The sequence below is a fragment of the Zoogloea dura genome (assembly GCF_012927165.1).
GTDB lineage: Bacteria > Pseudomonadota > Gammaproteobacteria > Burkholderiales > Rhodocyclaceae > Zoogloea > Zoogloea dura.
The window spans coordinates 184364-207667 of the sequence record NZ_JABBGA010000001.1; the positions used below are offsets into that span (position 1 = coordinate 184364).

28 protein-coding genes are annotated in these 23304 nt (G+C 66.0%); 11 read left to right on the forward strand and 17 right to left on the reverse strand.

Annotated features, from left to right (window positions below):
- Nucleotides 1–3: 3 nt before the first annotated feature.
- From paaA to paaE, 5 genes are all read left to right on the forward strand, one after another.
- Nucleotides 4–1011, forward strand: a complete 1008-nt coding sequence (gene paaA / locus HHL15_RS00825) for a 1,2-phenylacetyl-CoA epoxidase subunit PaaA (RefSeq protein ID WP_169143919.1) — start codon at nucleotides 4–6, stop codon at nucleotides 1009–1011.
- Nucleotides 1008–1304 carry a 1,2-phenylacetyl-CoA epoxidase subunit PaaB gene (paaB, locus tag HHL15_RS00830; protein WP_169143920.1) on the forward strand — a complete coding sequence of 99 codons (297 nt, stop codon included), beginning with the start codon at nucleotides 1008–1010 and terminating at the stop codon, nucleotides 1302–1304. The genes paaA and paaB overlap by 4 nt, the downstream gene beginning before the upstream one ends.
- On the forward strand, nucleotides 1304–2086 hold the full coding sequence (gene paaC / locus HHL15_RS00835; RefSeq protein WP_169143921.1) for a 1,2-phenylacetyl-CoA epoxidase subunit PaaC: 783 nt from the start codon (nucleotides 1304–1306) through the stop codon (nucleotides 2084–2086). Before paaB ends, paaC begins: the two co-directional genes overlap by 1 nt.
- Nucleotides 2087–2096: 10 nt before the next feature.
- A complete protein-coding gene (gene paaD, locus HHL15_RS00840; RefSeq protein ID WP_169143922.1) occupies nucleotides 2097–2597 on the forward strand; it encodes a 1,2-phenylacetyl-CoA epoxidase subunit PaaD in 501 nt (166 codons plus the stop codon).
- Nucleotides 2598–2752: 155 nt separating this feature from the next.
- Nucleotides 2753–3850 (forward strand): 1,2-phenylacetyl-CoA epoxidase subunit PaaE, encoded by a 1098-nt coding sequence (gene paaE / locus HHL15_RS00845; RefSeq protein ID WP_169143923.1) that lies wholly within the window; start codon nucleotides 2753–2755, stop codon nucleotides 3848–3850.
- A 95-nt stretch (nucleotides 3851–3945) separates the two neighbouring features.
- Here paaE and HHL15_RS00850 read toward each other — a convergent pair whose 3' ends face one another.
- On the reverse strand, nucleotides 3946–5526 hold the full coding sequence (locus tag HHL15_RS00850) for a transglycosylase SLT domain-containing protein (RefSeq protein ID WP_169143924.1): 1581 nt from the start codon (nucleotides 5524–5526) through the stop codon (nucleotides 3946–3948).
- 240 nt (nucleotides 5527–5766) lie between these two features.
- Here HHL15_RS00850 and HHL15_RS00855 point away from each other — a divergent pair, with 240 nt between their 5' ends.
- Complete coding sequence (locus HHL15_RS00855; protein WP_169143925.1) at nucleotides 5767–6723, forward strand: diguanylate cyclase; 957 nt, start codon at nucleotides 5767–5769, stop codon at nucleotides 6721–6723.
- Nucleotides 6724–6759: 36 nt separating this feature from the next.
- Here the strand turns inward: HHL15_RS00855 and gloB are convergent, their stop codons facing one another.
- The 3 genes from gloB to HHL15_RS00870 are packed head-to-tail and all read right to left on the reverse strand — an operon-like array spanning nucleotide 6760 to nucleotide 8063.
- Nucleotides 6760–7521 (reverse strand): hydroxyacylglutathione hydrolase, encoded by a 762-nt coding sequence (gloB, locus tag HHL15_RS00860; protein ID WP_169143926.1) that lies wholly within the window; start codon nucleotides 7519–7521, stop codon nucleotides 6760–6762.
- A gap of 34 nt (nucleotides 7522–7555) precedes the next feature.
- Complete coding sequence (locus tag HHL15_RS00865; RefSeq protein WP_169143927.1) at nucleotides 7556–7810, reverse strand: Txe/YoeB family addiction module toxin; 255 nt, start codon at nucleotides 7808–7810, stop codon at nucleotides 7556–7558.
- Nucleotides 7791–8063, reverse strand: coding sequence for a type II toxin-antitoxin system prevent-host-death family antitoxin (locus HHL15_RS00870; RefSeq protein WP_169143928.1), 273 nt, complete (start codon nucleotides 8061–8063; stop codon nucleotides 7791–7793). The genes HHL15_RS00865 and HHL15_RS00870 overlap by 20 nt, the downstream gene beginning before the upstream one ends.
- A gap of 150 nt (nucleotides 8064–8213) precedes the next feature.
- Between HHL15_RS00870 and HHL15_RS00875 the strand changes: the two genes are divergently transcribed.
- Genes HHL15_RS00875 through dnaQ form a run of 3 tightly spaced genes read left to right on the forward strand, consistent with a single transcriptional unit; the run spans nucleotide 8214 to nucleotide 10166 of the window.
- Entirely contained in the window at nucleotides 8214–8987 is a 774-nt protein-coding gene (locus HHL15_RS00875) for a class I SAM-dependent methyltransferase (RefSeq protein ID WP_169143929.1), read from the forward strand.
- Nucleotides 8974–9447, forward strand: coding sequence for a ribonuclease HI (gene rnhA, locus HHL15_RS00880; protein WP_169143930.1), 474 nt, complete (start codon nucleotides 8974–8976; stop codon nucleotides 9445–9447). The genes HHL15_RS00875 and rnhA overlap by 14 nt, the downstream gene beginning before the upstream one ends.
- Complete coding sequence (dnaQ, locus tag HHL15_RS00885; RefSeq protein WP_169143931.1) at nucleotides 9444–10166, forward strand: DNA polymerase III subunit epsilon; 723 nt, start codon at nucleotides 9444–9446, stop codon at nucleotides 10164–10166. Before rnhA ends, dnaQ begins: the two co-directional genes overlap by 4 nt.
- Nucleotides 10167–10195: 29 nt before the next feature.
- Here dnaQ and HHL15_RS00890 read toward each other — a convergent pair whose 3' ends face one another.
- Nucleotides 10196–11308, reverse strand: coding sequence for an NAD(P)/FAD-dependent oxidoreductase (locus HHL15_RS00890; RefSeq protein ID WP_169143932.1), 1113 nt, complete (start codon nucleotides 11306–11308; stop codon nucleotides 10196–10198).
- Nucleotides 11305–12060: a fused MFS/spermidine synthase gene (locus tag HHL15_RS00895; protein ID WP_169143933.1), complete on the reverse strand. Its 756-nt coding sequence runs from the start codon at nucleotides 12058–12060 to the stop codon at nucleotides 11305–11307. Before HHL15_RS00895 ends, HHL15_RS00890 begins: the two co-directional genes overlap by 4 nt.
- Nucleotides 12061–12122: 62 nt before the next feature.
- Between HHL15_RS00895 and HHL15_RS00900 the strand changes: the two genes are divergently transcribed.
- Complete coding sequence (locus tag HHL15_RS00900; RefSeq protein ID WP_169143934.1) at nucleotides 12123–12425, forward strand: hypothetical protein; 303 nt, start codon at nucleotides 12123–12125, stop codon at nucleotides 12423–12425.
- A gap of 4 nt (nucleotides 12426–12429) precedes the next feature.
- Here HHL15_RS00900 and mutS read toward each other — a convergent pair whose 3' ends face one another.
- On the reverse strand, nucleotides 12430–14961 hold the full coding sequence (mutS, locus tag HHL15_RS00905; RefSeq protein WP_408065715.1) for a DNA mismatch repair protein MutS: 2532 nt from the start codon (nucleotides 14959–14961) through the stop codon (nucleotides 12430–12432).
- A 269-nt stretch (nucleotides 14962–15230) separates the two neighbouring features.
- Between mutS and HHL15_RS00910 the strand changes: the two genes are divergently transcribed.
- A complete protein-coding gene (locus tag HHL15_RS00910) occupies nucleotides 15231–16505 on the forward strand; it encodes a tyrosine-type recombinase/integrase (RefSeq protein WP_235943160.1) in 1275 nt (424 codons plus the stop codon).
- Here HHL15_RS00910 and HHL15_RS00915 read toward each other — a convergent pair.
- The 10 genes from HHL15_RS00915 to HHL15_RS00960 are packed head-to-tail and all read right to left on the reverse strand — an operon-like array spanning nucleotide 16459 to nucleotide 23293.
- Nucleotides 16459–16734, reverse strand: coding sequence for a helix-turn-helix transcriptional regulator (locus HHL15_RS00915; RefSeq protein WP_169143935.1), 276 nt, complete (start codon nucleotides 16732–16734; stop codon nucleotides 16459–16461). The two genes, HHL15_RS00910 and HHL15_RS00915, sit on opposite strands and share 47 nt — an antisense overlap.
- On the reverse strand, nucleotides 16731–17174 hold the full coding sequence (locus HHL15_RS00920; protein ID WP_169143936.1) for a hypothetical protein: 444 nt from the start codon (nucleotides 17172–17174) through the stop codon (nucleotides 16731–16733). The genes HHL15_RS00915 and HHL15_RS00920 overlap by 4 nt, the downstream gene beginning before the upstream one ends.
- A gap of 2 nt (nucleotides 17175–17176) precedes the next feature.
- Nucleotides 17177–18037: a helix-turn-helix domain-containing protein gene (locus tag HHL15_RS00925; RefSeq protein WP_169143937.1), complete on the reverse strand. Its 861-nt coding sequence runs from the start codon at nucleotides 18035–18037 to the stop codon at nucleotides 17177–17179.
- Complete coding sequence (locus HHL15_RS00930) at nucleotides 18034–18537, reverse strand: hypothetical protein (protein ID WP_169143938.1); 504 nt, start codon at nucleotides 18535–18537, stop codon at nucleotides 18034–18036. The genes HHL15_RS00925 and HHL15_RS00930 overlap by 4 nt, the downstream gene beginning before the upstream one ends.
- Nucleotides 18534–18836, reverse strand: coding sequence for a hypothetical protein (locus HHL15_RS00935; RefSeq protein WP_169143939.1), 303 nt, complete (start codon nucleotides 18834–18836; stop codon nucleotides 18534–18536). Before HHL15_RS00935 ends, HHL15_RS00930 begins: the two co-directional genes overlap by 4 nt.
- Nucleotides 18833–19081 carry a hypothetical protein gene (locus HHL15_RS00940; protein WP_169143774.1) on the reverse strand — a complete coding sequence of 83 codons (249 nt, stop codon included), beginning with the start codon at nucleotides 19079–19081 and terminating at the stop codon, nucleotides 18833–18835. The genes HHL15_RS00935 and HHL15_RS00940 overlap by 4 nt, the downstream gene beginning before the upstream one ends.
- On the reverse strand, nucleotides 19081–20793 hold the full coding sequence (locus HHL15_RS00945; RefSeq protein WP_169143940.1) for an AAA family ATPase: 1713 nt from the start codon (nucleotides 20791–20793) through the stop codon (nucleotides 19081–19083). The genes HHL15_RS00940 and HHL15_RS00945 overlap by 1 nt, the downstream gene beginning before the upstream one ends.
- The gene (locus HHL15_RS00950) at nucleotides 20790–21389 is read right to left on the reverse strand and encodes a 3'-5' exonuclease (RefSeq protein WP_169143941.1); all 600 of its coding nucleotides are present in this window, start codon (nucleotides 21387–21389) and stop codon (nucleotides 20790–20792) included. Before HHL15_RS00950 ends, HHL15_RS00945 begins: the two co-directional genes overlap by 4 nt.
- Before the next feature lie 5 nt (nucleotides 21390–21394).
- A complete protein-coding gene (locus tag HHL15_RS00955; RefSeq protein WP_169143942.1) occupies nucleotides 21395–22078 on the reverse strand; it encodes an Rmf/CrpP family protein in 684 nt (227 codons plus the stop codon).
- A gap of 57 nt (nucleotides 22079–22135) precedes the next feature.
- Nucleotides 22136–23293: a recombinase RecT gene (locus HHL15_RS00960; RefSeq protein WP_206198521.1), complete on the reverse strand. Its 1158-nt coding sequence runs from the start codon at nucleotides 23291–23293 to the stop codon at nucleotides 22136–22138.
- Between the last annotated feature and the right edge of the window lie 11 nt (nucleotides 23294–23304).

The window sequence follows — 23304 nt, forward strand, 5'->3', positions numbered from 1 at the left end:
CAGATGTATACCCAGGCAATGGATATCCCCGACGAACCCGGCAAGAAGCTGGCGAGCGTCTCCACCACCGTCAGCGACCAGGAAGCGGCCTTCGAGGCCCGCATCGACGCGGATGGCCGTATCGAACCCCAGGACTGGATGCCCGAGGCCTACCGCAAGACCCTGGTGCGCCAGATCAGCCAGCACGCCCACAGCGAGATCGTCGGCATGCTGCCCGAAGGCAACTGGATCTCCCGCGCGCCCAGCCTCAAGCGCAAGGCCATCCTGATCGCCAAGGTGCAGGACGAGGGCGGCCACGGCCTCTACCTGTACTCGGCTGCCGAGACCCTCGGCACCAGCCGCGACCAGATGCTCGAAGGCCTGCACTCCGGCAAGGCCAAGTACAGCTCGATCTTCAACTACCCGACCCTCAACTGGGCCGACGTGGGCGTGATCGGCTGGCTGGTGGATGGCGCTGCGATCATGAACCAGATCCCCCTGTGCCGCTGCTCCTACGGCCCGTACTCCCGCGCCATGATCCGCGTCTGCAAGGAAGAGTCCTTCCACCAGCGCCAGGGCTATGAAGCCCTGCTGGTGATGATGCAGGGCACCGAGGCCCAGAAGGCCATGGTGCAGGACGCGGTGAACCGCCTGTGGTGGAAGTGCCTGGCCATGTTCGGGCCGCCCGACTCCGACAGCCCGCACAGTGCCCAGGGCATGCGCTGGGGCATCAAGCGCATCAGCAACGACGAGCTGCGCCAGAAGTTCATCGACGCCACCGTGCCCCAGGCCAAGGTGCTCGGCGTGACCCTGCCGGACCCGGACCTCAAGTGGAACGAGGAGCGCCAGCACCACGACTACGGCCAGATCGACTGGCAGGAATTCTGGAACACCGTGGAAGGCAACGGCCCCTGCAACAAGGAGCGCCTCGCCACCCGCGTGAAAGCCCACAACGACGGCCAATGGGTGCGCGATGCCGCCCTGGCCTACACCCGCAAACAACAACAACGCGCACAAAAGGAGGCAGCATGAACACCCCCGCCCTCAAGGAATGGCCCCTCTGGGAAGTCTTCGTCCGCAGCAAGCAAGGCCTCGAGCACAAGCACTGCGGCAGCCTGCACGCCGCCGATGCGGCCCAGGCCCTGCACATGGCCCGCGACGTCTACACCCGCCGCCAGGAAGGCGTGAGCATCTGGGTGGTGCCGTCCGCCGCCATCACGGCCAGCAACCCGGATGACAAGGGCGAGCTGTTCGATCCCGCCGCCGACAAGATCTACCGTCATCCGACCTTCTACGAAATCCCGGAAGAAGTGGGGCACATGTAATGAACGCGCCTGTCGACTACATCCTGCACCTGGCGGACAACGCGGTCGTGCTCGGCCAGCGCAACGCCGAATGGTGCGGCCACGGGCCCATCCTCGAAGAGGACATCGCGCTGGCCAACGTCAGCCTCGACCACATCGGCCAGGCCCGCCTGCTGTACCAGCTGGCCGCCACCCGCATGGGCGGCGACGCCACCGAGGACAAACTGGCCTACTTCCGTGACGAGACCCAGTTCCGCAACTACACCTTGCTGGAACTGCCGCACAACGGCCCGTTGGTCGGCTATGCCGTGTCCGACCGGGACTACGCCACCACCATCGTGCGCAACTTCCTGTACGGCGCGCTGATGGTGCTGGTGTGGGATGCCCTCGAAAAGTCTCCCGATGCCGACCTGGCTGCCATCGCCGCCAAGTCCCTCAAGGAGGCCCGCTACCACCTGCACCACGCCGCCGACTGGGTGGTGCGCTTTGGTGACGGCACCGAGGAATCCCACAAGCGCGCCCAGGCCGCGGTGGATCACCTCTTCCCCTACACCGAAGAGTTCTGGACCTCCAGCGCCGCCGAGGACGCTGCCGTGGCTGCCGGTGCCGGTGCGGATGTGCGCAGCCTGCGCGCAGCCTGGGACGCCATCGTCAATGAGACCCTGGCCGAAGCCACCCTGGTGCGTCCGCAGGTCCGCGGCTACGTGCCCGAAGGCAAGCACGGCCGGCATTCCGAGCACCTGGGCTACCTGCTCGGCGAGATGCAGGGCCTGGCCCGCGCCCACCCGGGCGCCACCTGGTAAGGCGAACGCCATGAGCACTGTCGTGGAACGGGTCTGGGCGACCCTCGAACACCTGACCGACCCGGAGATCCCGGTGGTGACCCTGCGTGAGCTGGGCATCCTGCGGGATGTGACGGAGACGCCGGACGGGGTGGAGGTGATCATCACTCCCACCTACACCGGCTGCCCGGCGATGGGGCAGATCGAGGACGACGTGAAGGCCAGCCTGCTCCAGGCCGGCATCCCGGCGCGGGTCGTGACCCGCCTGGCCCCGGCCTGGACCACCGACTGGATGAGCGACGAGGCCAAGGAGAAGTTGCGCGTCTACGGCATCGCTCCCCCTCACACCACCCGGCCGGACGTCAGCGTCGTGAAGTTCATGCGGCATCGGCCGGCGCCGGACGAGGTGGCCTGCCCGCGCTGCGGCTCGACCCATACCGTCGTCTCCTCCCAATTCGGTTCCACGGCCTGCAAGGCGCTTTACAAGTGCCTGGACTGCCAGGAGCCATTCGATTACTTCAAGCCCTACTGACGCCCATGAATAAATCTACTGCGCGTCCCGATCCTGCGATTCCGGTGTTCGCTGTACATCGCGTACAGCTCCGCTCCTCGTCGCAGCCTTGGGCCTGCTCGCTACGATTTCTTCATGGGCTCGATCTGGTCAGGGCTTTCGGAGCTTAAAACATCATGACAGCACTCCGTTTTCAAGAACTTGCCGTCAAGCGGGTCAGCCCCGAGGCGGCTGGCGCGGTGGCCATCACCCTCGCCATTCCCGAGGCCGAGCGCGAACGCTTCGCCTTTGAGCCGGGCCAGTTCCTGACCCTGCGGGCGACCATCAACGGCCAGGACGTGCGCCGCAGCTATTCCATCAGCAGCCCGCGCAGCCGCCTGGTCAGGGCCGGCGAGGTGGAGGTGGGCATCCGCCCGGTGGAGGGCGGCCTGTTCTCCAACTGGGCTGCATCGTCCGTCAAGGCGGGCGATACCATCCAGGTGATGCCGCCGGATGGCCGTTTCACCGTCAGGAAGAAGCGGGCGATCCACCGGGTCGGCTTTGCCGCCGGTTCGGGCATCACCCCTATCCTGTCAATTGCCGCCTCCACCCTCGAGGAGCAGCCCGAGTCCAAGTTCACCCTGGTCTATGGCAACCGCCGCATGTCCACGGTGATGTTCAACGAGGCCCTGCAGGACCTCAAGGACCGCTACCGCGACCGCCTGACCCTGATCCACGTGCTGTCCCGCCAAGCCCAGGAAGTGGACCTGCTGCAGGGCCGCATCGACGGCGACAAGGTGCGCGAGATCATCAAGGCCCTGCTGCCGGTGGGCAGCATGGACGAGGTGTTCATCTGCGGCCCGGACGAGATGATCACCGCCACCGAAACCGCGCTGGTCGAGGCCGGCGTGCCGGCTGACCGGGTGCGCACCGAGCGCTTCACCGTCGGTCTGCCGCCGGGTGCCAAGCCGGTGGGCGCGGCGACCGCCGCGGCGGCTTCGGCCCAGGCGGCCAAGGACATCGCCCTGACCGTGGTGCTGGATGGCAAGGAGCACGAGATCGCCATCGGCCCCGACGAACACGTGCTGGATGCGGCCCTCAACGCCGGCCTCGACCTGCCGTTCTCGTGCAAGGCCGGAGTGTGCTGCACCTGCCGCGCGAAGGTGCTGGACGGCAGCGTGGTGATGGACAAGAACTACACCCTCGAGGCTCCGGAAGTGGAGCAGGGCTTCGTGCTCAGCTGCCAGGCCCGGGCCACCACCAAGCGTCTGCTGGTGAGCTTCGACGAGCGCTGACGGCGGCGGGGGAGGGCGGCACGTCCTCCCAAAATGCATGAGGGCCGGCGGGATTACCGCCGGCCCTCATGCATTCGTGCCGGTGCTGCAGGCCCTCAGTGTTTCTTGCGGGGCTCGTCGTGGGACACCTTGGCAGGTGTCTTGCCGGTGTCCCTGGCAGACGGCTTGCCGGGGCTCTTGTCCCTGGCCGGTGTTTCCTTCGCTGGGGGCGCCTTGCTGCCTCCTTTGGCTGCCGGTTTCTCTTCCCTGGCGTCCCGGGCCTGGGACGGGGTGACCTTGCCTTTCTTGTCAGCGGAATTCTTGTCGGGGGAGGTGCGCCGCTCGTCGGCATCGTGCCCGCCCTTGCCTCTGGCAGGGGGATACGCCTCGCTTACAGCCACCTTGCGCTCCACGACGACGGGCCGGCCATTCTTGCCGCGTACAACGGTGCGCTGGATCAGGGCCCGGACCGGAGGGGGCTCGACGGCGCCAGCCTGGGGCTTGGTGGGTAGGAGGTTCGCCAGGGTGATGCGCTCGCCTTCCTTCTCGGACGGAACGATCAGGGTGTAGCCGCTGCCGATCCGCGCCCGGGGCGACAGGCCATTGACCTGGCGCAGCCGTGACGCGGAGATGCCGAGCCGGTCGGCCACGCCCTCCAGGCCTTCGCCGTCCTGCAGTTCGTAGGTGCTCCAGCTGCCGCTGGACGGGTCGTGGCGGGACAGGTTGATCAGGAAGGTCTCCACCTGGCTGGCCGGGATCACGAGGGACTGGCTGCCATTGGTGGGCAATACCGGCCGCTTGTAGCCCGGATTGAGGGCCAGGATTTCGTCCACCGGGGTTTCCGCCAGGCGCGCAGCGGTGGCCAGGTCGAGGGCGACCCGGCTCTCGACGGTTGCGAAATAGGGCCGGTTGGGGATGGCGGGCAGGGTGATGCCGAACAGCTCGGGCTGCGCCACGATGTTCTTCAGGGCCTGCAGCTTGGGCACGTAGTAGCGCGTCTCGCCGGGCATGTTGAGGAACTGGTATTCGGTGGGCAGGCCGGCGGCCCGGTTCTTGGCCACGGCCCGCCCGACCGCGCCTTCGCCCCAGTTATAGGAGGCGAGGGCCAGCTGCCAGTCGCCGTGCATCTCGTAGATGGTCTGCAGATAGTCGAGCGCGGCGCTGGTGGAGGCGATCACGTCGCGCCGCTCATCCACCCACCAATTCTGCTCGAGCTTGTAGGTCTTGCCGGTGGAGGGGATGAACTGCCACAGGCCCGAGGCCTGGGCCGACGACAGTGCCATCGGGTTGAAGGCGCTCTCCACCATGGGCAGCAGGGCCAGCTCGGTCGGCATGCCGCGGCGCTCGAGCTCCTCGACGATGTAGTAGAGGTAGCGCTGGCCGCGGGTGAAGATCTGGCGCAAGGCACCCGGGCGGTTGATGTAGTAGATCTGCCGGTCGGTCACCAGGTCGGTGTTGAGGTCCGGCATCGAGAAGCCGCGGCGGATCCTCTCCCACAGGTCGCTGGTTTCGACGGTGAGGTCCACTGTGGGGACGCGTACATGCTGTTCGCGGATTTCCAGCGTCTGGGGCCGGTGCAGGCCCCCTGGCTCCGACAGTGAATAGGCCGGGTCAAGCTGGAGAGAGGCAGCGCCTTCTGCGAACAGCGGGGCGGAAACAGGCAGGCACAGGAGCAGCGCGATAACTCTCGGAAACATCGGGCTTTGTCGCGCGAAAAGCAAAGGCGGGATTTTATCTGCCGTGGCGGCAGGGGGTCAAACCGGAGCACGCCGGAAAACCGCAACAAATCATCTCGGATCCGCGCCAGGCAACGATTCCAGCGCAAGGATTCGTGCGACCTGACAGCCCATCGCTGCGGCATTTGGTGCACAATCCGGGCGTGGCCCCATTTGCCCCGGCCGCCCCATCAATCCTTAATCCGCACCGAGAGTCCAGCCGTGAGAGCCCTGTTGATCGAGGACACCCTGACAAGTGCCACCCTGGTGTCCCATCAGCTCCGCAAGATCGGCATCGACCCCATCGTGGCGCGGGATGGCGAGAAGGGCATCGAGCTGTTCAAGCAGGAGCACCCCGACGTGGTCCTGCTCGACATCATCATGCCCGGCATGGACGGCTTCGAGGTGGCGCGGCGGATCCGCCAGCTCGAGACCGCCGGCGAGTGGACCCCCATCATTTTCCTCACCGCCCGCACCAGTGATGCAGACCTCGAGAAAGGCATCGCGGTGGGGGGTGACGATTACCTGATCAAGCCGGTCTCCGAAACCGTGCTGGCGGCCAAGGTCAAGGCCATGCAGCGTATCGCCCAGATGCGCTATTCGCTCCTGGTGCTGACCCGCAAGCTCGATGAGGCCAACCAGGAGCTGACGCGGCTGTCGTCCCTCGACGGCCTCACCGCCATCGCCAACCGTCGCCAGTTCGACGAAACCCTGCTGCGCGAATGGCGGCGGTGCAGCCGCCAGCGGCGCCCGCTGGCGTTGCTGCTGGCCGATGTGGACCTGTTCAAGCAGTTCAACGATGGCTATGGTCACCAGGTGGGCGATGAATGCCTCAAGGCGGTGGCCCGGACCCTCACCTCCGTGCTGCGCCGGCCGGCGGATCTGGTGTCGCGCTACGGGGGCGAGGAGTTTGCGGTGATCCTGCCCGACACCGACATCACCGGGGCGCTGCTGGTCGCCGAGGGCATGCGCTCGGCCGTGGAGAACCTCGGCATCACCCACCGTTTTGCGTCCAGCACCGGTTATGTGACGATCAGCATCGGTGCGGCGGCGGTCATCCCGGGGAGTGGTGACAGCAAGTCGGCCGACCTGCTCAAAGCGTCTGACGATGCGCTCTACCAGGCCAAGCAGGGCGGCCGCAACCGCATCGCGGCGTCCGCCGTCGGAGCGCCTGTCTGAACGGCGCGGCGGCCTGTTCCGCTACCGCACTACTCCTCAGAAGCGGTTCTTCCACTCGCGCAAGGCCGCAAAAACCTCTACCGGGCTGTTCAATGGGCCACCCGCCTCGACCTCGGCGCGGGCGATCACCGGAGCCTCCGTAACCCGCAGGAAGGGGTTGGAGAGCCTTTCCGCACCAAGAGCAAAGGGCACCGTGGGGCGGTCTGCGGCCCGCAGGGCCTGGCAGCGGGCGCTGCGCTCGGCCAGGTCGGCGTTGCCCGGCTCGACGGCGGCGGCGAAGGCCAGGTTGGACAGGGTGTATTCGTGAGTGCAATACACCTGGGTGTCGGCCGGCAGCGCGGCGAGTTTTTCCAGGGATGCGTGGAGCTGCGCCGGTGTGCCTTCGAAAATCCGCCCGCAACCGGCGGCAAACAGCGTATCCCCGCAGAACAGCAGCTTGCCGCCGTAGTACGCCACGTGGCCGGCGGTGTGGCCGGGCACGTCGAGCACCCGGAATTCGGTGTCGATCCCGGAGATCTGCAGTACATCGCCTTCCTGGACCGCCTGGGTGCAGCCGGGAATGTTCTCGCGGGCGGGGCCGAAAACCGGTACCGGCGCATCCGCCAGCAACTCGGCAATGCCGCCGGTGTGATCGGGGTGGTGATGGGTGACCAGGATGGCGGCCAGGCTCAGGCCCTGTTCGGCCAGGTAGCGACGCACCGGTGCGGCATCGCCCGGATCCACCACCACGGCGAGACGGTCCTGGCGGAGCAGCCAGATATAGTTATCGCGAAACGCGGGGAGTGGAATGATCTGCATTTTTGTGTGCCAGTAAATGTGTTCCGGGCTGCATCTAATAGTGGTCGCGGCACTGGGCGATCAGGATTTCGTCGCCATCGATTGCGTAGACCAGTCTGTGTTCGCCATCGATCCGCCGTGACCAGAACCCCGACAGGTGGTGCCTGAGCGGCTCGGGCTTGCCGACTCCTTCGAACGGGTGACGGCGGATGTCTTCAATGAGGATGTTGATCCGCCGGACCTGCTTGCGGTCGGTTTCATGCCAGTACAGGTAATCGACCCAGGCGTGATCAGAGAACTTCAGTTGCATCGTCGGCGATCAGGTCGCGCCCCTTGCCCTTGCCCGAACGCAGCTGCTCTATGGACTCCAGCAGTCGCTTGGCGCCCTTGGGGTTTCTGAGCAGGTAGGCTGTTTCCTCAAGCGCGTTGTAGTCATCGAGCGACATGATCACCACCGGCTTGCCACGCTGAGTCGTGACCAATACCGGCGCCCGGTCCTCATTCACGCTGCGCATCACATCGGCGAGGTGAGCCCGGGTGTAGGAAAAGGTAAGTGCATCCATGGCGGTGTCTTCTCACGCTGTGCAGTCAAAACATTGTACGTAGTTTAGCTCAAGTCGAGCGCGGGCAAGCATCGGGGCCGAGCTTGGCAAGCTGCGGCGCTATAATCTGGATCCGCCATTTCCAGCCCGTCTCCGCCTGCCCGCATCGCCATGTCACCCTCTGAATCCTTTCCCGGTCTGCACGCCTGGCTCGACACCCCGCTGGGGCGTTATGTCATGGCCTGGGAGGTGGCGCGCATCGATGCGCTGGTGAGCGACATCTTCGGCTACAACGCTGTCCAGCTGGGCATGCCCGAGGCAGACTTCCTGCGTGCCAACCGGATGCCCCTGCGCTTCCGGGCCGGGGCCGGCGACGTTCAGGTCGAGGCCGACCATGCGGCGCTACCCTTTGCCGCCGCCAGCCTGGATCTCGTCGTGCTGCCCCACGTGCTGGAGTTTGCGGCCAACCCGCACCAGGTGCTGCGGGAGGTGGAGCGGGTGCTGGTGCCGGAGGGGCATGTGGTGATCGCCGGCTTCAATCCGTTCAGCCTGTTCGGGCTCAGGCGCCGGCTGGCGCGGGAGTGTGGTGATTATCCCTGGCATGGCCAGTACCTGTCGGTGCGGCGCATCCGCGACTGGCTGGCGCTGCTCAGTTTCGAGGCCGGCAGTCAGGCTTCGGGCTGCTTCATGCCGGCTGTGGAGCAACAGAAATGGATCGACCGCCTGGGTCTGATGGACCGGGCCGGTGCCCGCTGGTGGCCGATCGGCGGCGGGGTTTACGTGATCCACGCCATCAAGCGGGTACAGGGCATGCGCCTGATCATGCCCAAATGGGACCGCAAGGCCCGTGCTCGCGCCCTGGCACCGCTGATCCAGAAAGCGGGCAGTTCTTCACGGGACTTTCCCCGAAAAACGACTGAAGAGAGTGATTTTGGAAGAGATTGATATTTTCACCGACGGGGCCTGCTCCGGTAATCCGGGCCCAGGTGGCTGGGGCGCTATCCTGCGCTCGGGCCCCCACGAAAAGGAGCTGTGGGGCGGCGAGCCGGCCACCACCAACAACCGCATGGAGCTGCTGGCGGTGATCCGTGCCCTCGAAGCCCTCAAGCGCCCGGTGACGGCGCGGGTGCATACCGACTCCCAGTATGTCCAGAAGGGCATCTCGGAGTGGATCCACGGCTGGAAGGCGCGTGGCTGGAAAACCGCCTCCAAGGCCCCGGTCAAGAACGAAGACCTGTGGCGGGCCCTCGACGAGGAGGCCGGCCGGCACCAGATCAAGTGGTTGTGGGTGAAGGGCCACGCCGGCCATGTGGAGAACGAACGTGCCGACGCCCTGGCGCGCCGCGGCGTCGATGCCGTGCGCAAGACCGGCCGGATTGTTGAAGCACAGGGAGAACAGGCATGAGACAGATCGTCCTCGATACGGAAACCACGGGTCTCGACTGGAAGACCGGTGACCGGGTCATCGAAATCGGCTGCGTCGAGCTGGTCGACCGCAAGCTCACCGGCCGCCACTACCATGTCTTCATCAATCCCCAGCGGGAGATCGACGCCGGTGCCATCGCGGTGCACGGCATCACCAACGAATTCCTGGTGGACAAGCCCCTCTTCAAGGACATCGTCGAGGAGTTTGAGGCCTTCGTGGCGGATGGCGAGCTGGTGATTCACAACGCCAGCTTCGACGTGGGCTTCCTGAACTACGAACTGAGCCTGCTCAAGCGCCCCAGCCTGAATGCGCTGTGCCCCAGCGTGATCGACACGCTCAAGCTGGCCAAGGAGCAGAACCCGGGCAAGAAGGCGTCCCTCAACGCCCTGTGTTCGCTCTACGAGATCGACAACACCCACCGGACCCTCCACGGCGCGCTGCTGGACGCGGAGCTGCTGGCCGATGTGTATCTGGCCATGACGCGCGGCCAGGAGAGCCTGATCATGTCCCTCGACGACGAGCCGGCCAACCCGCTCGACGACGGCCTTGGCGGACTGCCCATCGAGCGGCCCCCGCTGCGTGTGCTGCGTGCCTCGGCCGAGGAGCTGGAAGGCCACGACAAGGTGCTCGGAGAGATTGCCAAGGCCAACAAGGGCCACTGCCTGTGGCTGCCGCCAGCGCCGCCGCCGGCGGCCTGAACGAGGCTCTTTAGCTCAGACCGCCCCGCTCAGGGCATTCCGATAAGGCCGGCCACATGATCGGCCAGCGCCAGGCAGCAGGTCAGGCCTGGCGATTCGATCCCGAAGAGTTGCACCAGGCCGGGCAGCCCATGCTCGGCCGGGCCCATCACCCGGAAGTCTGCCGCGGGCTCGTCCGGGCCATGGATCTTCGGGCGGATTCCGGCATAGGCCGGCACCAGCGCGCCGTCAGGCAGCCCTGGCCAGTAGCGTCGCACCGCGGGATAGAAGGCTTCGGCCCGGGCCGGATCCACCCTGTAGCCCGGGCTGTCCACCCATTCCACGTCGGGTCCGAAGCGGGCCTGCCCGCCGAGATCAAGGGTGAGGTGAACACCCAGGCCGGCGGCCTCCGGAACGGGGTAGATCAGGTGGCTGAAAGGGCTTTTCCCCTGCAGGGCGAAGTAATTGCCCCGGGCGTAGCGCGGTTGCGGCAGTGTTTCGTGGCGCAGGCCGGTCAACTGGCGGGCCAGCGGCAGGGCACCCAGGCCGGCTGCGTTCACCAGCTTGCGGGCATGCAGGGTCAGCGGGCTTGCTCCATCCACCTCCAGCACAAAACCATCGCTGTGGACCCGCCCTCCGAGTACCGGGGCGTGGGTGGCCAGGCTTGCGCCATGGGCTTCCGCATCGCCCAGCAGGGCGAGCATCAGCCCGTGGCTGTCGATGATGCCGGTGTCGGGGGAGAGGAGGGCGCCGGCGCAGTGAAGGGCGGGTTCAAGCGCGCGTGCTTGGGCAGGATCGAGGTATTTCAGGCCTGACACGCCGTTGTGCTCCGCCTGCCGGGCGATGGCGTCGAGGCGGGGCAGCTGGGCGCTGTCGGTGGCCACCAGCAGCTTGCCGACGCGCCGGTGGGCAACATGCTTCTCCGCACAGTAGGCATAGAGTGCGTCACGCCCGGGCACGCACAGGCGGGCGCGCAGGGAGCCGGCGGGGTAGTAGAGGCCGGCATGGATCACCTCGCTGGAGCGGCTGGAGATGCCGCTGCCCCAGCTCGCGGCGGCTTCCAGGATCAGCACTTCGTGGCCTTGCCGGGCCAGGGCGCGCGCACAGGCCAGGCCGATCACACCGGCTCCGACCACGACGCAATCGACCCGCTCGAGGCTCACAGGTGGAGCGCTCCGTCCGGCAGGCGCCCGGCCTTCTTCAGCCGGCGCAGGGTGGGCAGCAGGTCGAGGCCGGTGTTCGTCTTGAGCTCACGGGCGCGGGCCTCGAGTTGATCCAGCGGCACAGGGGCCTGCGCCGGGCTGGCGGCGGCCAGGGCGATCACGTTGCCGCTTTCGCACTCCGGCAGGTCGACCACCTGTCCATCAAAGGCTTTGCGGAGGCGCTGCAGCTGGGTCTTGAAGCCGCGCAACTGGCCGAACAGATTGACGCTGAGCAGGCCCTGCGGGGTCAGCCGCGCGCGGCAGGCTTCGTAGAAAGCCTGGGTGGCAAGCTCGCCGGCACGGGCGTGACGATCGAAGCCGTCGACCACGATCAGGTCCCACTGGCGCGGGTCGGTGTGGACGAAGCGGGCGCCATCGGCGATGACGACCTCCAGGCGTTCGTCCTCGTCCGGCAGGCGGAAGTACTGGCTGGCTACTGCGTGGACTTCCGCGGCGATCTCGACCACTGTCGTGCGGCTTTCCGGCAGGTGGCGGTGGATGAAGCGCACCAGCGAGCCGGCGCCCAGGCCGATCAGCAGGATCCGGGCTGGCCAGGGTTGCGGCCGCAGCAGCAGGCCAGCCAGCATCTCGCGGGTGTATTCCAGTTCAAGGGCGTCGGGCTTGCGCAGACGCATCGCGCCCTGGATCCACTCGGAGCCGAAATGCAGGTAGCGGACGCCGCCTTCTTCACTGATGTCGATGGGGATGGGCATTGAGAATCGGGTGTATCCTTTGTTGCATTGCAAAATAGCCATGTCGACCCACAGGATCAAACATGTCCACCTTTGAAAATTTTACCCAGGAGCTCGAGTCCATCGACATGGAGATCGCGCGCCTGGCCCAGTTGTGCGGCGTTCAGCTGCTGGAACCCGGCGTGGCCGAGGCGGTGCTGCGTGGCGACACCCACGTGTGCAACCAGGACAACCCGATCGCCTGGGACAAGATGCGCGGCCTGCTGGTCCTGCATTACCACGTGGTCACCGAGGCGGCGGCCACCGACGGCGTCGAGTCGGCAGCGGAAAGCGTGCGCAAGGCCCTCGAGACGGTGCTGGAGCGGATGCGCCCGAAGCAGCAGTGATTGCTCAGGACGCGGTTAGACGCTTCAGGTTGTAGAGGGCTTCCAGCGCCTCGCGTGGCGTCAGGGCGTCTGGGTCGATCTCCGCCAGTGCGCCGAGTACCGGGTGGGACGGGATCTCCGGCTCTTCGGCGGGCAGGCTGGCAAACAGGTCGGCCTGGGGGCCCGCATTGATCTCCCGGTTCTCCAGGCGGCGCAGGCGGCGCTTGGCGTCGCGCACGACGGCCGATGGAATCCCCGCCAGGGCTGCCACCTCGATCCCGTAACTCTGGCTGGCCGGGCCTTCCTCCAGGGCATGCAGGAAGACGATGCCGTGGTTGTGCTCGACCGCATCCAGGTGCACGTTGGCGCATTCCGGGTAGTCCTGGGCCAGGCGGGTCAGCTCGAAATAGTGGGTGGCAAACAGGGTCCAGCAGCGGTTCTTGTCGAGCAGGTGGCGGGCGATGGCCACCGCCAGGGCGACCCCGTCGAAGGTCGAGGTGCCGCGGCCGATCTCGTCCATCAGCACCAGGCTGCGCTCGGTGGCGCCATGCAGGATGGCGGCGGCCTCGGTCATCTCCACCATGAAGGTGGAGCGCCCGGAGGCCAGGTCGTCCGATGCGCCGATGCGGGTGAAGATGGCGTCGATCGGGCCGATGCGGGCTGCCGAGGCCGGCACGAAGCAGCCCACGTGGGCCAGCAGCACGATCAGCGCCACCTGGCGCATGGTGGTCGATTTACCGCCCATGTTCGGGCCGGTGATCAGCAGCATGCGGCGGGTCGGGTCGAGACGACAGTCGTTGGGAATGAAGTTCTCCACCTGGCGCTCCACCACCGGGTGGCGGCCGGCGGTGATCTCGACACCGGGCTGCTCCGAGAAGACCGGCATGGCGTAGCCATAGCGGGCGGCGGCCTCGGCAAAGGCCGACAGACCGTCGAGCAGGGCGCAGGCGCGGGCGATGCGCTGGAAGCGCGGAATGTCGGTGGCCAGCTGTTCGAGGATGCCCTCGTAGAGCAGCTTCTCGCGAGCCAGGGCGCGTTCCTGGGCGGACAGGGCCTTGTCCTCGAAGGCCTTCAGTTCCGGCGTGATGAAGCGCTCGGCGTTCTTCAGGGTCTGACGGCGGCGGTAGTCGTCGGGCAGCTCGCCCTTGGCGGCGTTGGCCGCCGAGATCTCGATGTAGAAGCCATGGACCCGGTTGAACTCGACCTTCAGGTTGGCGATGCCGGTGCGTTCGCGCTCGCGGGCTTCGAGCTCCAGCAGGTAGGCCCCGCAGTTGGTCTGGATGCCGCGCAGCTCGTCCAGGTCGGCATCGAAGCCTTCGGCGATCACGCCGCCGTCGCGCAGCACGGTGGACGGCTCCGGGGCGATGGACCGGCTGAGCAGGTCCAGCGAGGCTTCCGGCGTGGCCAGCTCGTCGAGCATCTGCAGCAGCAGCGGCGCCTGCGGGTTGCCAAGCGCCGCACGCAATTCGGCCAGGCGGCCGATGCTGTCGCGCAGGGCGGAAAGGTCACGGGGACGCGCGCTGCGCAGGGCCACCCGGGCAGTGATCCGCTCCACGTCCGAAACACCCCGCAGGATGCGTCGCACCGGTTCCACCGGGCCTTCGCCCAGCTCGCCCACGGCCATGTGGCGGTGGGCCGCGGCGTTGCGGTCGCACAGCGGGTGGTGCAGCGCATGGCGCAGCCAGCGCGAGCCCATGCTGGTGGCGCAGCTGTCGAGCAGGGAGAGGAGGGTGGGGGCCGCCTCGCCGCGCAGGGTCTCGGTGAGTTCCAGGTTGCGCCGGGTGGCGGCGTCAAGGCGCAGGTAGGCGCTGTCCCGCTCGGCCACCAGGGCGGTGATGTGGGCCAGGGCCTGGCGCTGGGTGGCGCGGGCGTAGTCGAACAGGGCGGCGGCGGCGGCCAGCGCAACCGGCATCTCGTCGGCGCCGAAGCCGGCCAGGTCGCGGGTGCCGAAATGGGTGGTGAGCAGGCGCCGCGCGGTTTCCGCGTCGAACTGCCAGTCAGCCAGGCGGCGCAGGCTGGGTGCCAGGTGCTCCAGCAAGGGCAGGCGCAGGCCGTCGGGGATCAGCACCTCGGCCGGGCGCAGGCGCTCGAACTGAGCGGCAAGCTGCGGCGCGTCACACTCCATGACCCGGAAATCGCCATTGGCCAGGTTGAGCCAAGCCAGGCCCAGCACGCCCCGGTGCAGGTTGACCGCCAGCAGCGGCGCGTCGGCCTTGTCGTCGAGCAGGGCCGCGTCGGTGAGCGTGCCCGGCGTGACGATGCGCGACACCGCCCGCTCCATCGGCCCCTTGGTGGCCCCGGGCTCGCCCACCTGTTCGGCGATGACCACCGACTCGCCCAGCTTGACCAGCCGCGCCAGGTACTGCTCCACCGCATGATGCGGCACCCCGGCCATCTTGATCGGCATCCCGCCCGACGCCCCACGGGTGGTCAGGGTGATGTCCATCAGCCGCGCGGCCTTCTCGGCGTCCTCGAAGAACAGCTCGTAGAAGTCACCCATGCGGTAGAAAAGGAGGGTATCGGGGTGGTCGTTCTTGATGCGGAGGTACTGCTGCATCATCGGGGTGTGGCGGAGGATCTCATCCTCGGAAAGAAGCTGATTTCTAGCGCCATTTCCAGCAGCTATGCGGTTTTCGGGGGCGATCTGCTGTGTCACTTGGGCCTGCCTATTTGGTATCTACTAATGATGAAACTTGCTAACACTTGCCTTTTTGGCGTAGGTTTCTTGCTTCGAAAAACATGAACCTACGCCAGCTTGGTCTGAGCCAACCTACGCCAGCTCGGTGGAAACCTAAAAGCTACGCCAATATGTTCGACGCAAGAGTCATGAAAGCTCTTCCGGAGGGGAGGCATCTTACCAGTCCGGACTTCCCTGGACTGCGACTCGTCTCGTCATCTGCCGGCAAGAGCTGGATCTACCGTTTCAAGAATGCTGAAGGGAAAATGAAGCAGGTGAAGGTCGGCGAATGGCCTGCGATGTCGGTGCATTCCGCCGTTGCCGAGTGGGAGAAGCTACGTTTGGCCAGGAATGCCGGCCAAGACCCAGCGGAAGCGAAACAGGAGGCTCGGCGAGTACGGGCCGAGGGGGCGGCCGCCAAGGCTGCTGAGAAGTCGGCTGCGGCCTATACCGTCGCAACGGTGTGTAACGACTACTACCGTGGATACGTCAGGCTGGCGCGGGCTAAGAAGGGCGCCGACGAGGTGGCGCGGATGTTCGACAAGATGCTGGGGGATATCGGCCAGGTTCCCGCCCATACCTTGAGCAGGGCCCAGGCGTTCGAACTCATCCAAGCCTGGGCCGAGAAGGCCCCTGTGCAGGCGAAAAAGCTCCGCATGGAACTCGGTGCCGCCTGGGACTATGCCATTGACGCAGGCGCGCTCCCCGAAACTACGCCGAACTGGTGGCGGCGCATCTTGAAGGGAAAGATTCGCTCGCGCGGGAAGGTGCAGGGAGGCGAGCGCATTGGGCTGGCCAAGCGCGTGTTATCCGAAGGTGAAGTTATCCAATTGATCCGGTGGTTGCCGAACTTCACTTCCATCGTTGAGGATGCACTGGTTCTGTACCTTTGGACGGGAACGCGGGGATCTGAAATCTGCGGAATGGCGGGCAACGAAATACAGCAAGAAACCAGTGGGATTTGGTGGTGGACAGTCCCGAAGGAGCGGACGAAAAACGTTCATCGGGTACAGGCTGTCGATCTGCGCGTTCCGCTGTTTGGCCGTGCTCAGGACGTCATTCTTCGCAGGAAAGCACGATACGGGGACGGGCCGCTTTTTCCTGCCAGGGGCCTTCCCGGCAAGTCGATCGATCAGAGGACGGTTGGCGTGGCAGTGCATTTCCATCAACCGTATAGCGAGACGACGCCAGCGCGTGAGCGGCCTCGGCTTCCGGTTTCGAATTGGTCTCCGCATGATCTGAGGCGGACAGCCCGGACAATGCTCGCTGCAATGGGATGTCCCGATGAGGTAGGGGAGGCAATTCTTGGGCACGTGCCGCCCGGCATTGTTGGCGTGTACAACCGCCATACCTACGATGCCGAGCGTGTCACATGGCTCATGCGCCTTGCCGATCATCTTGAGAGACTGGCTTCGACCCGCTGAAGCGAGGCTTCTTGGCTCCCGTATTGGGGGGAGGGAGCAGATCGGACAAAGGACGGGATTCCGCCCACTCCTCCACCTCGCGTAGCAGCCAGCCTACGCGCCGGCCGGATAGCATCCGAGGCGCGGGGAAGTCCTTCTTTCGGACGAGTTCCTGTACGGTGGATGCGGACAGCGATACGATTTCGGCAGCCTCTTCCAGGGTGACGTAGAGTCGTTTCGGATTGGTCACTCTTCTTGATCCTTGGGGGGCTGGTCGTTGATCTTCCGCGCCGCGGCCCGGTCAATCCGCTCGATCTCGGCAAGGATCAGGGCGCCTGCTTTGACCAGTTCTCGGCGGCGGTCGCCAGTCGTTGCCTGCCACCCATCGGGCCGGATAGCTTCGCCCAGCGTGTCTCCATAGCCGTCCGGACCGCTCCATTCACGTGCTCCCGGGGGCATTGCGTAAAAGCAGGCAAGCGCGGCGATTTCGTCATTGACGTGCTCATCGTCATGCTCCGGCGTCCAGCCCTCGGCCTCTACCTGCCGGCGGCGCTCGGCCAGCACATCACGGGAGGCGAAGGTCGTCTGGCTCAGTTTGGAGAACAGGGCGTCGCGCTCCGCTTCCGCTTTTTCGGCTCTGGCCTTCCAGTAGTCGGCCTGTGTCGCAAACATGCTCATGGTCAGTTCCACCCTCAATCTCCTTTGGTCTGAGGGGCTACCCCCTGCCACTCGGCACCGCGCCGGGCAATACCGACAGGCACGACCGCCAGCACTTCGGCACGGCCAGCGCCGGCGCGCACGGCAGCCAGCGCCGCCTCGCGGGCACGCTCGGGCTTCGTGAGCAGCCTCGGCTTGCGCTTCGGTGCCCGGACGAGATAACCGACGGCGGCATCGGCCACGTCCACCGCGTCGGACTGCTCCTGCAGCGCCTCGCGGGCCTGGCGCTCGACGATCAGTTCGTTGCGCAGCCGGTCCGATTCGTTGATCGCATGGGCCAGGGCGTTGCGGGTGTTGGATACGTCGGTGACCAAGCTTCCGATCCGGGCCTCTTGTTCTTCCACCTGGATCTGCAGATCCGCAGTCTTGGACACCAGGGTGCCGAGCATCGCTTCGATGTGGCCGGCCAGATCACCCAGCATGACCCTGCCTTCCGTATCACCTACGGCAGTACGGATATCGGCGATCACGCCCAGGAGCGTGAAGTCCTCATGCTCAGCGGGTGCCGAGCCATCCCCTGCGGCACTGGGGCTATCGGTTTGCGCAGACCCCGCGACTTGCACCGAATCGCAAACTGCGGGTGTCTGCTCACCCTCTGACATGGGATTTCCCATATCGGCCTGAGGCTCCACGATCAGCAGGTAATACGGCGTCCCGCCTTGCCGCGGCTTCGATTCGATCATCCCCAGGTCGTACAGCGCCTTCAACTGCTTGCTGGCGGTGGGTTTGCTGGTGCCCATGGCCCGGGCTACCTCGGCGACGCAAAGGGCATCCTTGGCCTTCAGCAGGACGCCGTGGGCGGCGTTGATGGTGGTGATGTTCTCGGTGGCGTTCATGCTGCTCTCTCCATCTTCTCGAATTCCCAGGCGATCTGGGCAGTGGTGGCGGCGCTCTTGATCTGGCTGGGCAGCATCGAGCGCATGCGCTGCAGGTGGGCATCGAATTCGCGCCGGGCGTCAGCAACGAGCTCGGGCGTCAGCGTCAGGCCGGCGCCGAGGTAGCGGGAAAGCTGCTTGAGCGCGCGATTCGGCAACTTCTCGTCGATCCGTTCCAGGCAGTCGATCCAGCCTTCCAGGGCCGGCTGGATCTCAACCCACTCGCCGTATTCGACGGTGCCGTAGCCGGCGGGCATCTCCATGACTGCCTTCCCTTTGATGGTTTGCACTTCACCATCGGCCAGCAGCTCGAACATGGCGCGCAAGGGGGCAGCCGCCTTGGCGATCATCATTTCGTGCATCGCCATGTCGCAGGCGCTCCACTCCCAGGTGCTGAGCTTTCGAGGCGAAGCGTCGGCGATGGCGCTGAAGATGGGGCGCTCTTTGAAAGCGGGGCTCATACCGCCGTCCCCTCGGAGTCGTAGTGCCAGTTCGCCGTTGCCATTCCTGCAGCGCCGATACCGATGTGCTCATCAAGCATGAAGGCCCTATCGAAGCACTCGGGGCAGTAGAGATAGGCCCCTTCGCCCGGGCTGTCGGGGTCTTCCTTGAAATGCTTCGGCCAAGACTCCCGCGGATCGGGCTGGCTCTGGCCAATGGTCGAGCCAGGGATCTTGTAGAAGCAGGTGTGCGGGGCTGCTCCGTAGTAGGGGAAGAGGCAGTTCCCATCCTCGTCTGCGCAGAATTGGCAGGCCATCATGCATCCTCCCGCGCTCTGAGCATGGCGTCGGCCATTGCGTAGGAGATCTCGGCAACAATGGCCATTTGTTCGGATGAGCTTTCGACCAATGAATCCAGCTCCTTTGCCTGCCACGAATTGGACAAATACCCCTGCATCGCCTTCGCCGCGAGGTAGTCGCGCAAGGTCATGCCGTTGAAGTCGGCATCGTTCTGCAAGCCGGGAATTGGAAACGCCGGGCCGCCGTCCTTGGTCTTGTCGGGCATCACGCCGCCTCCCGCATCTCACCGGCCACGCCGCCCTCGATCCACACCGGCGTGATCGTCTCGGGCAGGCCGGCGGGCAGGGCCTTCATGGTCCCGAAGACCAGGGCGGTATCCACAATGCCCTCCGCGGCCATCGCGTCTAGCCAGTAGATGAGGTCCTCGCGGCCCTTCGCGTCCAGCACGTCAAACCGATCCAGCACCAGCAGGCGCAGGCCGGACAGCTCCGCGATGGCTGCGCCGATCATGGCGTCAGCGCGCCAGCGCTCCGACTCGGACAGCAGGGCATACGGCCGGCCACCGGCCAGGATCTCCATATCACGGGTGATCGTGACGCTGGCCCACTCGGCCATGCCTGCGGCGTCGGTCAGGCGCTCGTTGATCGGCTCCAGGGCGCTGGCCAGCATCTCCGCCGGGATGCCGTCCGGGGCCAGGGCGTCGGCAATCGCCAGCCAGGCCAGCACATCAGCGTGCGCAGCGGCAGCCTTCTTGGTGTGTTCGTCGGCCAGCATGGCGAGGCGATTGGCTTCGAACATCTGGGCCAGGGTGGCCGCCCGGGCTCGCTTGTCGGCCTGGTGCCCTGCCAGAACCTGCTCCAGGCGCTCAGCGGCCGGCGGCGTATCGCCCAGGCGCTTTTCCAGGTCCACGATCTCCTGGGCGGCCCGCTCCGCGTCGGCGATGTCCCGCTGGTCGTTCGCGACGCTCCGGGTATAGAGGGCCACGGCGTCGGTCCATTGCTGGCGCTTGATCTCGATGTCCGGATCGACGCTGGCCGTGGGCTGGTGCTCCACCAGGGCGCCATCAGCCATTCGGTGCTCGAGCATCACGCCGCAGCAGGGGCACGCCCATGTGCGTGGTTTCTCGCCGGCTGGCGGCGGGAGTTCGGCCAGCCGGGGGGACCACTGATCCAGTTCTGCCTGGTCGCGCTGCAGCTTGTCACGCAGCGCAGGGAGCCGAGCTGCTTTGGCCCGCAGTTCCTCGATTCGCTTCGCTGCTTCTACATGCTGTCGGATCGCTGCGCGGGCTTCTCCGATCTGCTGGTTGCTGCGGGCAATGGCGTCATCCGATTCGGCGACAAGCCGTTCTGCGAGTGCGATCTGATCCCTGCTGTAGGTCTCCTCGGGCTTGCTGGCCTTCCAGCCTGCTGCCTTATCCTTGCCCCAGGTCTCGCCGCCGGTGAGGGTCTTCCAGGAAGCCTTCGCGTCTCGGGCCTTGGCCTGGGCTTCCTTCGCCGCGGCGTCGAAGCCGGCGCGCAGCAGAGGCCGGACCTGCTCGATCTTGGCTGCAGCACATCCGCGAGCCTTCAGCGCCTCCACCACGGCTGGGCCGTCGGGCGACAAGTTGAAGAGGCCGAACAGGAACCCCCGGCGCTCGTTGGCGTCCAGGCGGGCAAACCGTGCCGGGTCCAGCACGAAGGGCAGGGCGCCGTGGTCGAAGTGCATGCCCTTGCCGCTGGGCAGGACGATGGAGAACTCGCCTTCGCTGGTGGCGACCGTGGCGTAGCTCGAGCCGGCGCCGTCGCTAATCAGGGCCTTGAATTCCTTCTTCATGGCCACCCGGGCAGCGTCGCCGCCCAGGGCGTGGCGGATGGCCTCCTGCAGGCTGCTCTTGCCGGCACCGTTCTTGCCGGCCACGATCGTGATCGGGGTGGTGATGGTCAGGTCCACGGCGCGGGCGCCGAGGTAGCTCTGGGCTGAGAGGTGAGTGATCTTCATTGCTGCGCTCCCTTGATCGCGAAGTACACGTCCCGGCAGGCCAGCACGTCGGCCATGGCGCTGTGGGCGTTCTCCAGCTCCTTGCTGGTGAAGTGCCGGTACGCCTCGCCGAGGTTCGGCGTTTTGTGGTGAAACCGGCGGGCTGCCTTCATCTTCTCGGTGGGCGGAAGGGCGCAGATTGGTGTCGCCAGGATGGCCGTGCACTCCGCGGCCCCCGCTTTCCAGTCATCTGCAGCTTCTTGGTTCTGGTGGCGCAGCAGCGCGATGCGGACAATCCGGGCGTCGAATTGCTGGTTGTGGGCGATACGCGGCCGCCGGCACCACAACTCCATAAACATCTCAACTGCCAGGCGCTCAGGAATGCCGACTTCGGCTGCATGCTCGGTCGTGATGCCATGAACGGCCGCAACGTCATCCGGAATCGTCCAGCCGTCCGGTCGGATGATCACGTCCATGCTCTGGATGGTCTCGCGCGTGTTCATATCCACCAGCAGGGCGGCGAGTTGCACGATGTGGGGCTGGTGCGCGGATTCGGACGGGGCCTTGAAGTCGGGCAGGCCGGTGGTTTCGGTGTCGTAGAAGAGTTTGAGGTTCATGCTGCTTACTCCTCTTCCTGGTCCGCCGGGAGACCGTCGTCCGGGTTCAATTCGCGGTACTTCTTCCAGCCCTTGACCCACTCGATGCAGAGCGCACCTTTCACCACCGGACAATCGGACTCCGGCTTCCCTTCGGCAGCGGCCTGGTAGCCATCCTCAAAGGCTTGTTCCAGCTCCTGGCTGGTGACGACGTCTTCGGGTGCGGGCAGGCCAAACTCCGCATCAATGATGGTGACGTCGTCCATGCCGCCACCGTCGTCATCGCGATACTCGTGGCCCAAGTCCATGGCGCGCTGGTCGGCCTCGCCCTTTACTTCGTCCATGCCGCCGGTGTGATCCTCGCCACTTGCGACAATGACCAATACGGCCTTGCCGGCGGCCTCGTAGAGTTGATGCAGACTGGGCGCCGCAGGCGAGAACTTCACAACTGCCTTCACGCCGTCCTTGATAGTGATCTGGTCCAGATCGCCAACGACGGTTACGCGGCCTTGGGCGGCCAACATATGCACGGCCATGCCAACGTTGGACTCAACCCTGGCGCGCAGGCGATCAAGGATGTCGTCCTGCTTCTTCTGGGGCAGCTTCGCCCACACGGCGGGCAGCAGCTTGAGCTCGGTGACCAGGGCGGAGAGCAGATCCTTGCCGATGGTGGCGGCGGTCATGCTGCGAAAGTCTTGAGGTGCGTTCATTGCAGCGTTCCTTCTTTCCTACGTGATTGGAGGGCCGGCCATGGCCGGCCTATGGGATCAGTCGAGGCTCATCTGGCCGCGCGGGCGGCGGCCGGCCGGTGCTGCCTGGCGCTGCTCGGGTTGGCCGCCAGCTTCGGCGCGCTCGCGGGCTTCGATCGCGGCCAACTCTTCGGGGGAGGGCGTCCATTCGGCATCCACCGGTGGCGGTTCCTCGCGTCGGGTCTGCTGCTGGCGCACAGGCTCGGGTTCGGCCTGGCGGGTCTGCTGGGGGATGCGCTCGGGCTCGGGCTGGTGGGCGATCTGGGCTGGTGCGCCATCCAGGATCTCGCCGGTGTCCTGATCAACCGAGGCCGGTGCGTCCTGCTGCTGGCTGACGTCGAAGACGACTTCCTCCAGCGGCGCAGCCGCAGCGACGGCGTTGCCGTCGATGGCCGACGCGAACGCCAGGGATTCGATGCTGATGGGCAGGTACTTGAAGAGCCGGCGCAGGACGGTCTTGCGGCCCATCTCGACGTAGTTGTCGAGCCATGGGCCGGTGATGATCGGGCGGCCCTGGTTGTCCTTCTTGGCCCGGTTCTTCTCCGCGGCCTTGTCGCGGATGTGATTCACCTCGTCGGTGCTCATGAACTCGAACGAGTAGCCGCCGCCTTGCAGCTTGGCCACGGCGTAGAAGCCGATTACCGCGCCGCGATCCTTCATCGCCGGCCGGTGGACAAGCTCCTCCTCAAGGCCGTAGGCGAAGCGGAAATCATCGCCCTCGCACACCTCGTGGGCGGCGATGCTGACGATCTGGCCGGACCGGCGTGCCAGGTCCAGCATGCCCTTGTAGCCGATGATGACCTGCACCTGGGTTTCGGCCGTGACCCACTCATTTCCGCGCTTCTCGCGCTTGTCGAACGGCAGCAGGTAGGCGTGGCCCAGCGGAGTGTTCGGCTCCAGGCCCAGCTGGGCGCAGGTGACGACGGAGCCCAGCAGGGAGGAAAGACTGGCGCCGGCGAGCTTCGGGGTGGTGCGCAGGGCGCCCAGGGCCAGCTTGAGCATGCGCTCGCTGTCGAAGTGCTTGGGCAGCAGCGCCTCCAGGGTGCCGCGGTTGGCTTCGAAGAACTTCTTGACGGTGGCGCTGCCGGCTTCGGCCGCCGTCTTGCGGGAGGCTTCGGCCATCTCGCGGCCGGTCATTGTGGTTGCGACGGTGCGCAGTTGAGCGGCTGTGCTCATGGTGTGCTCCT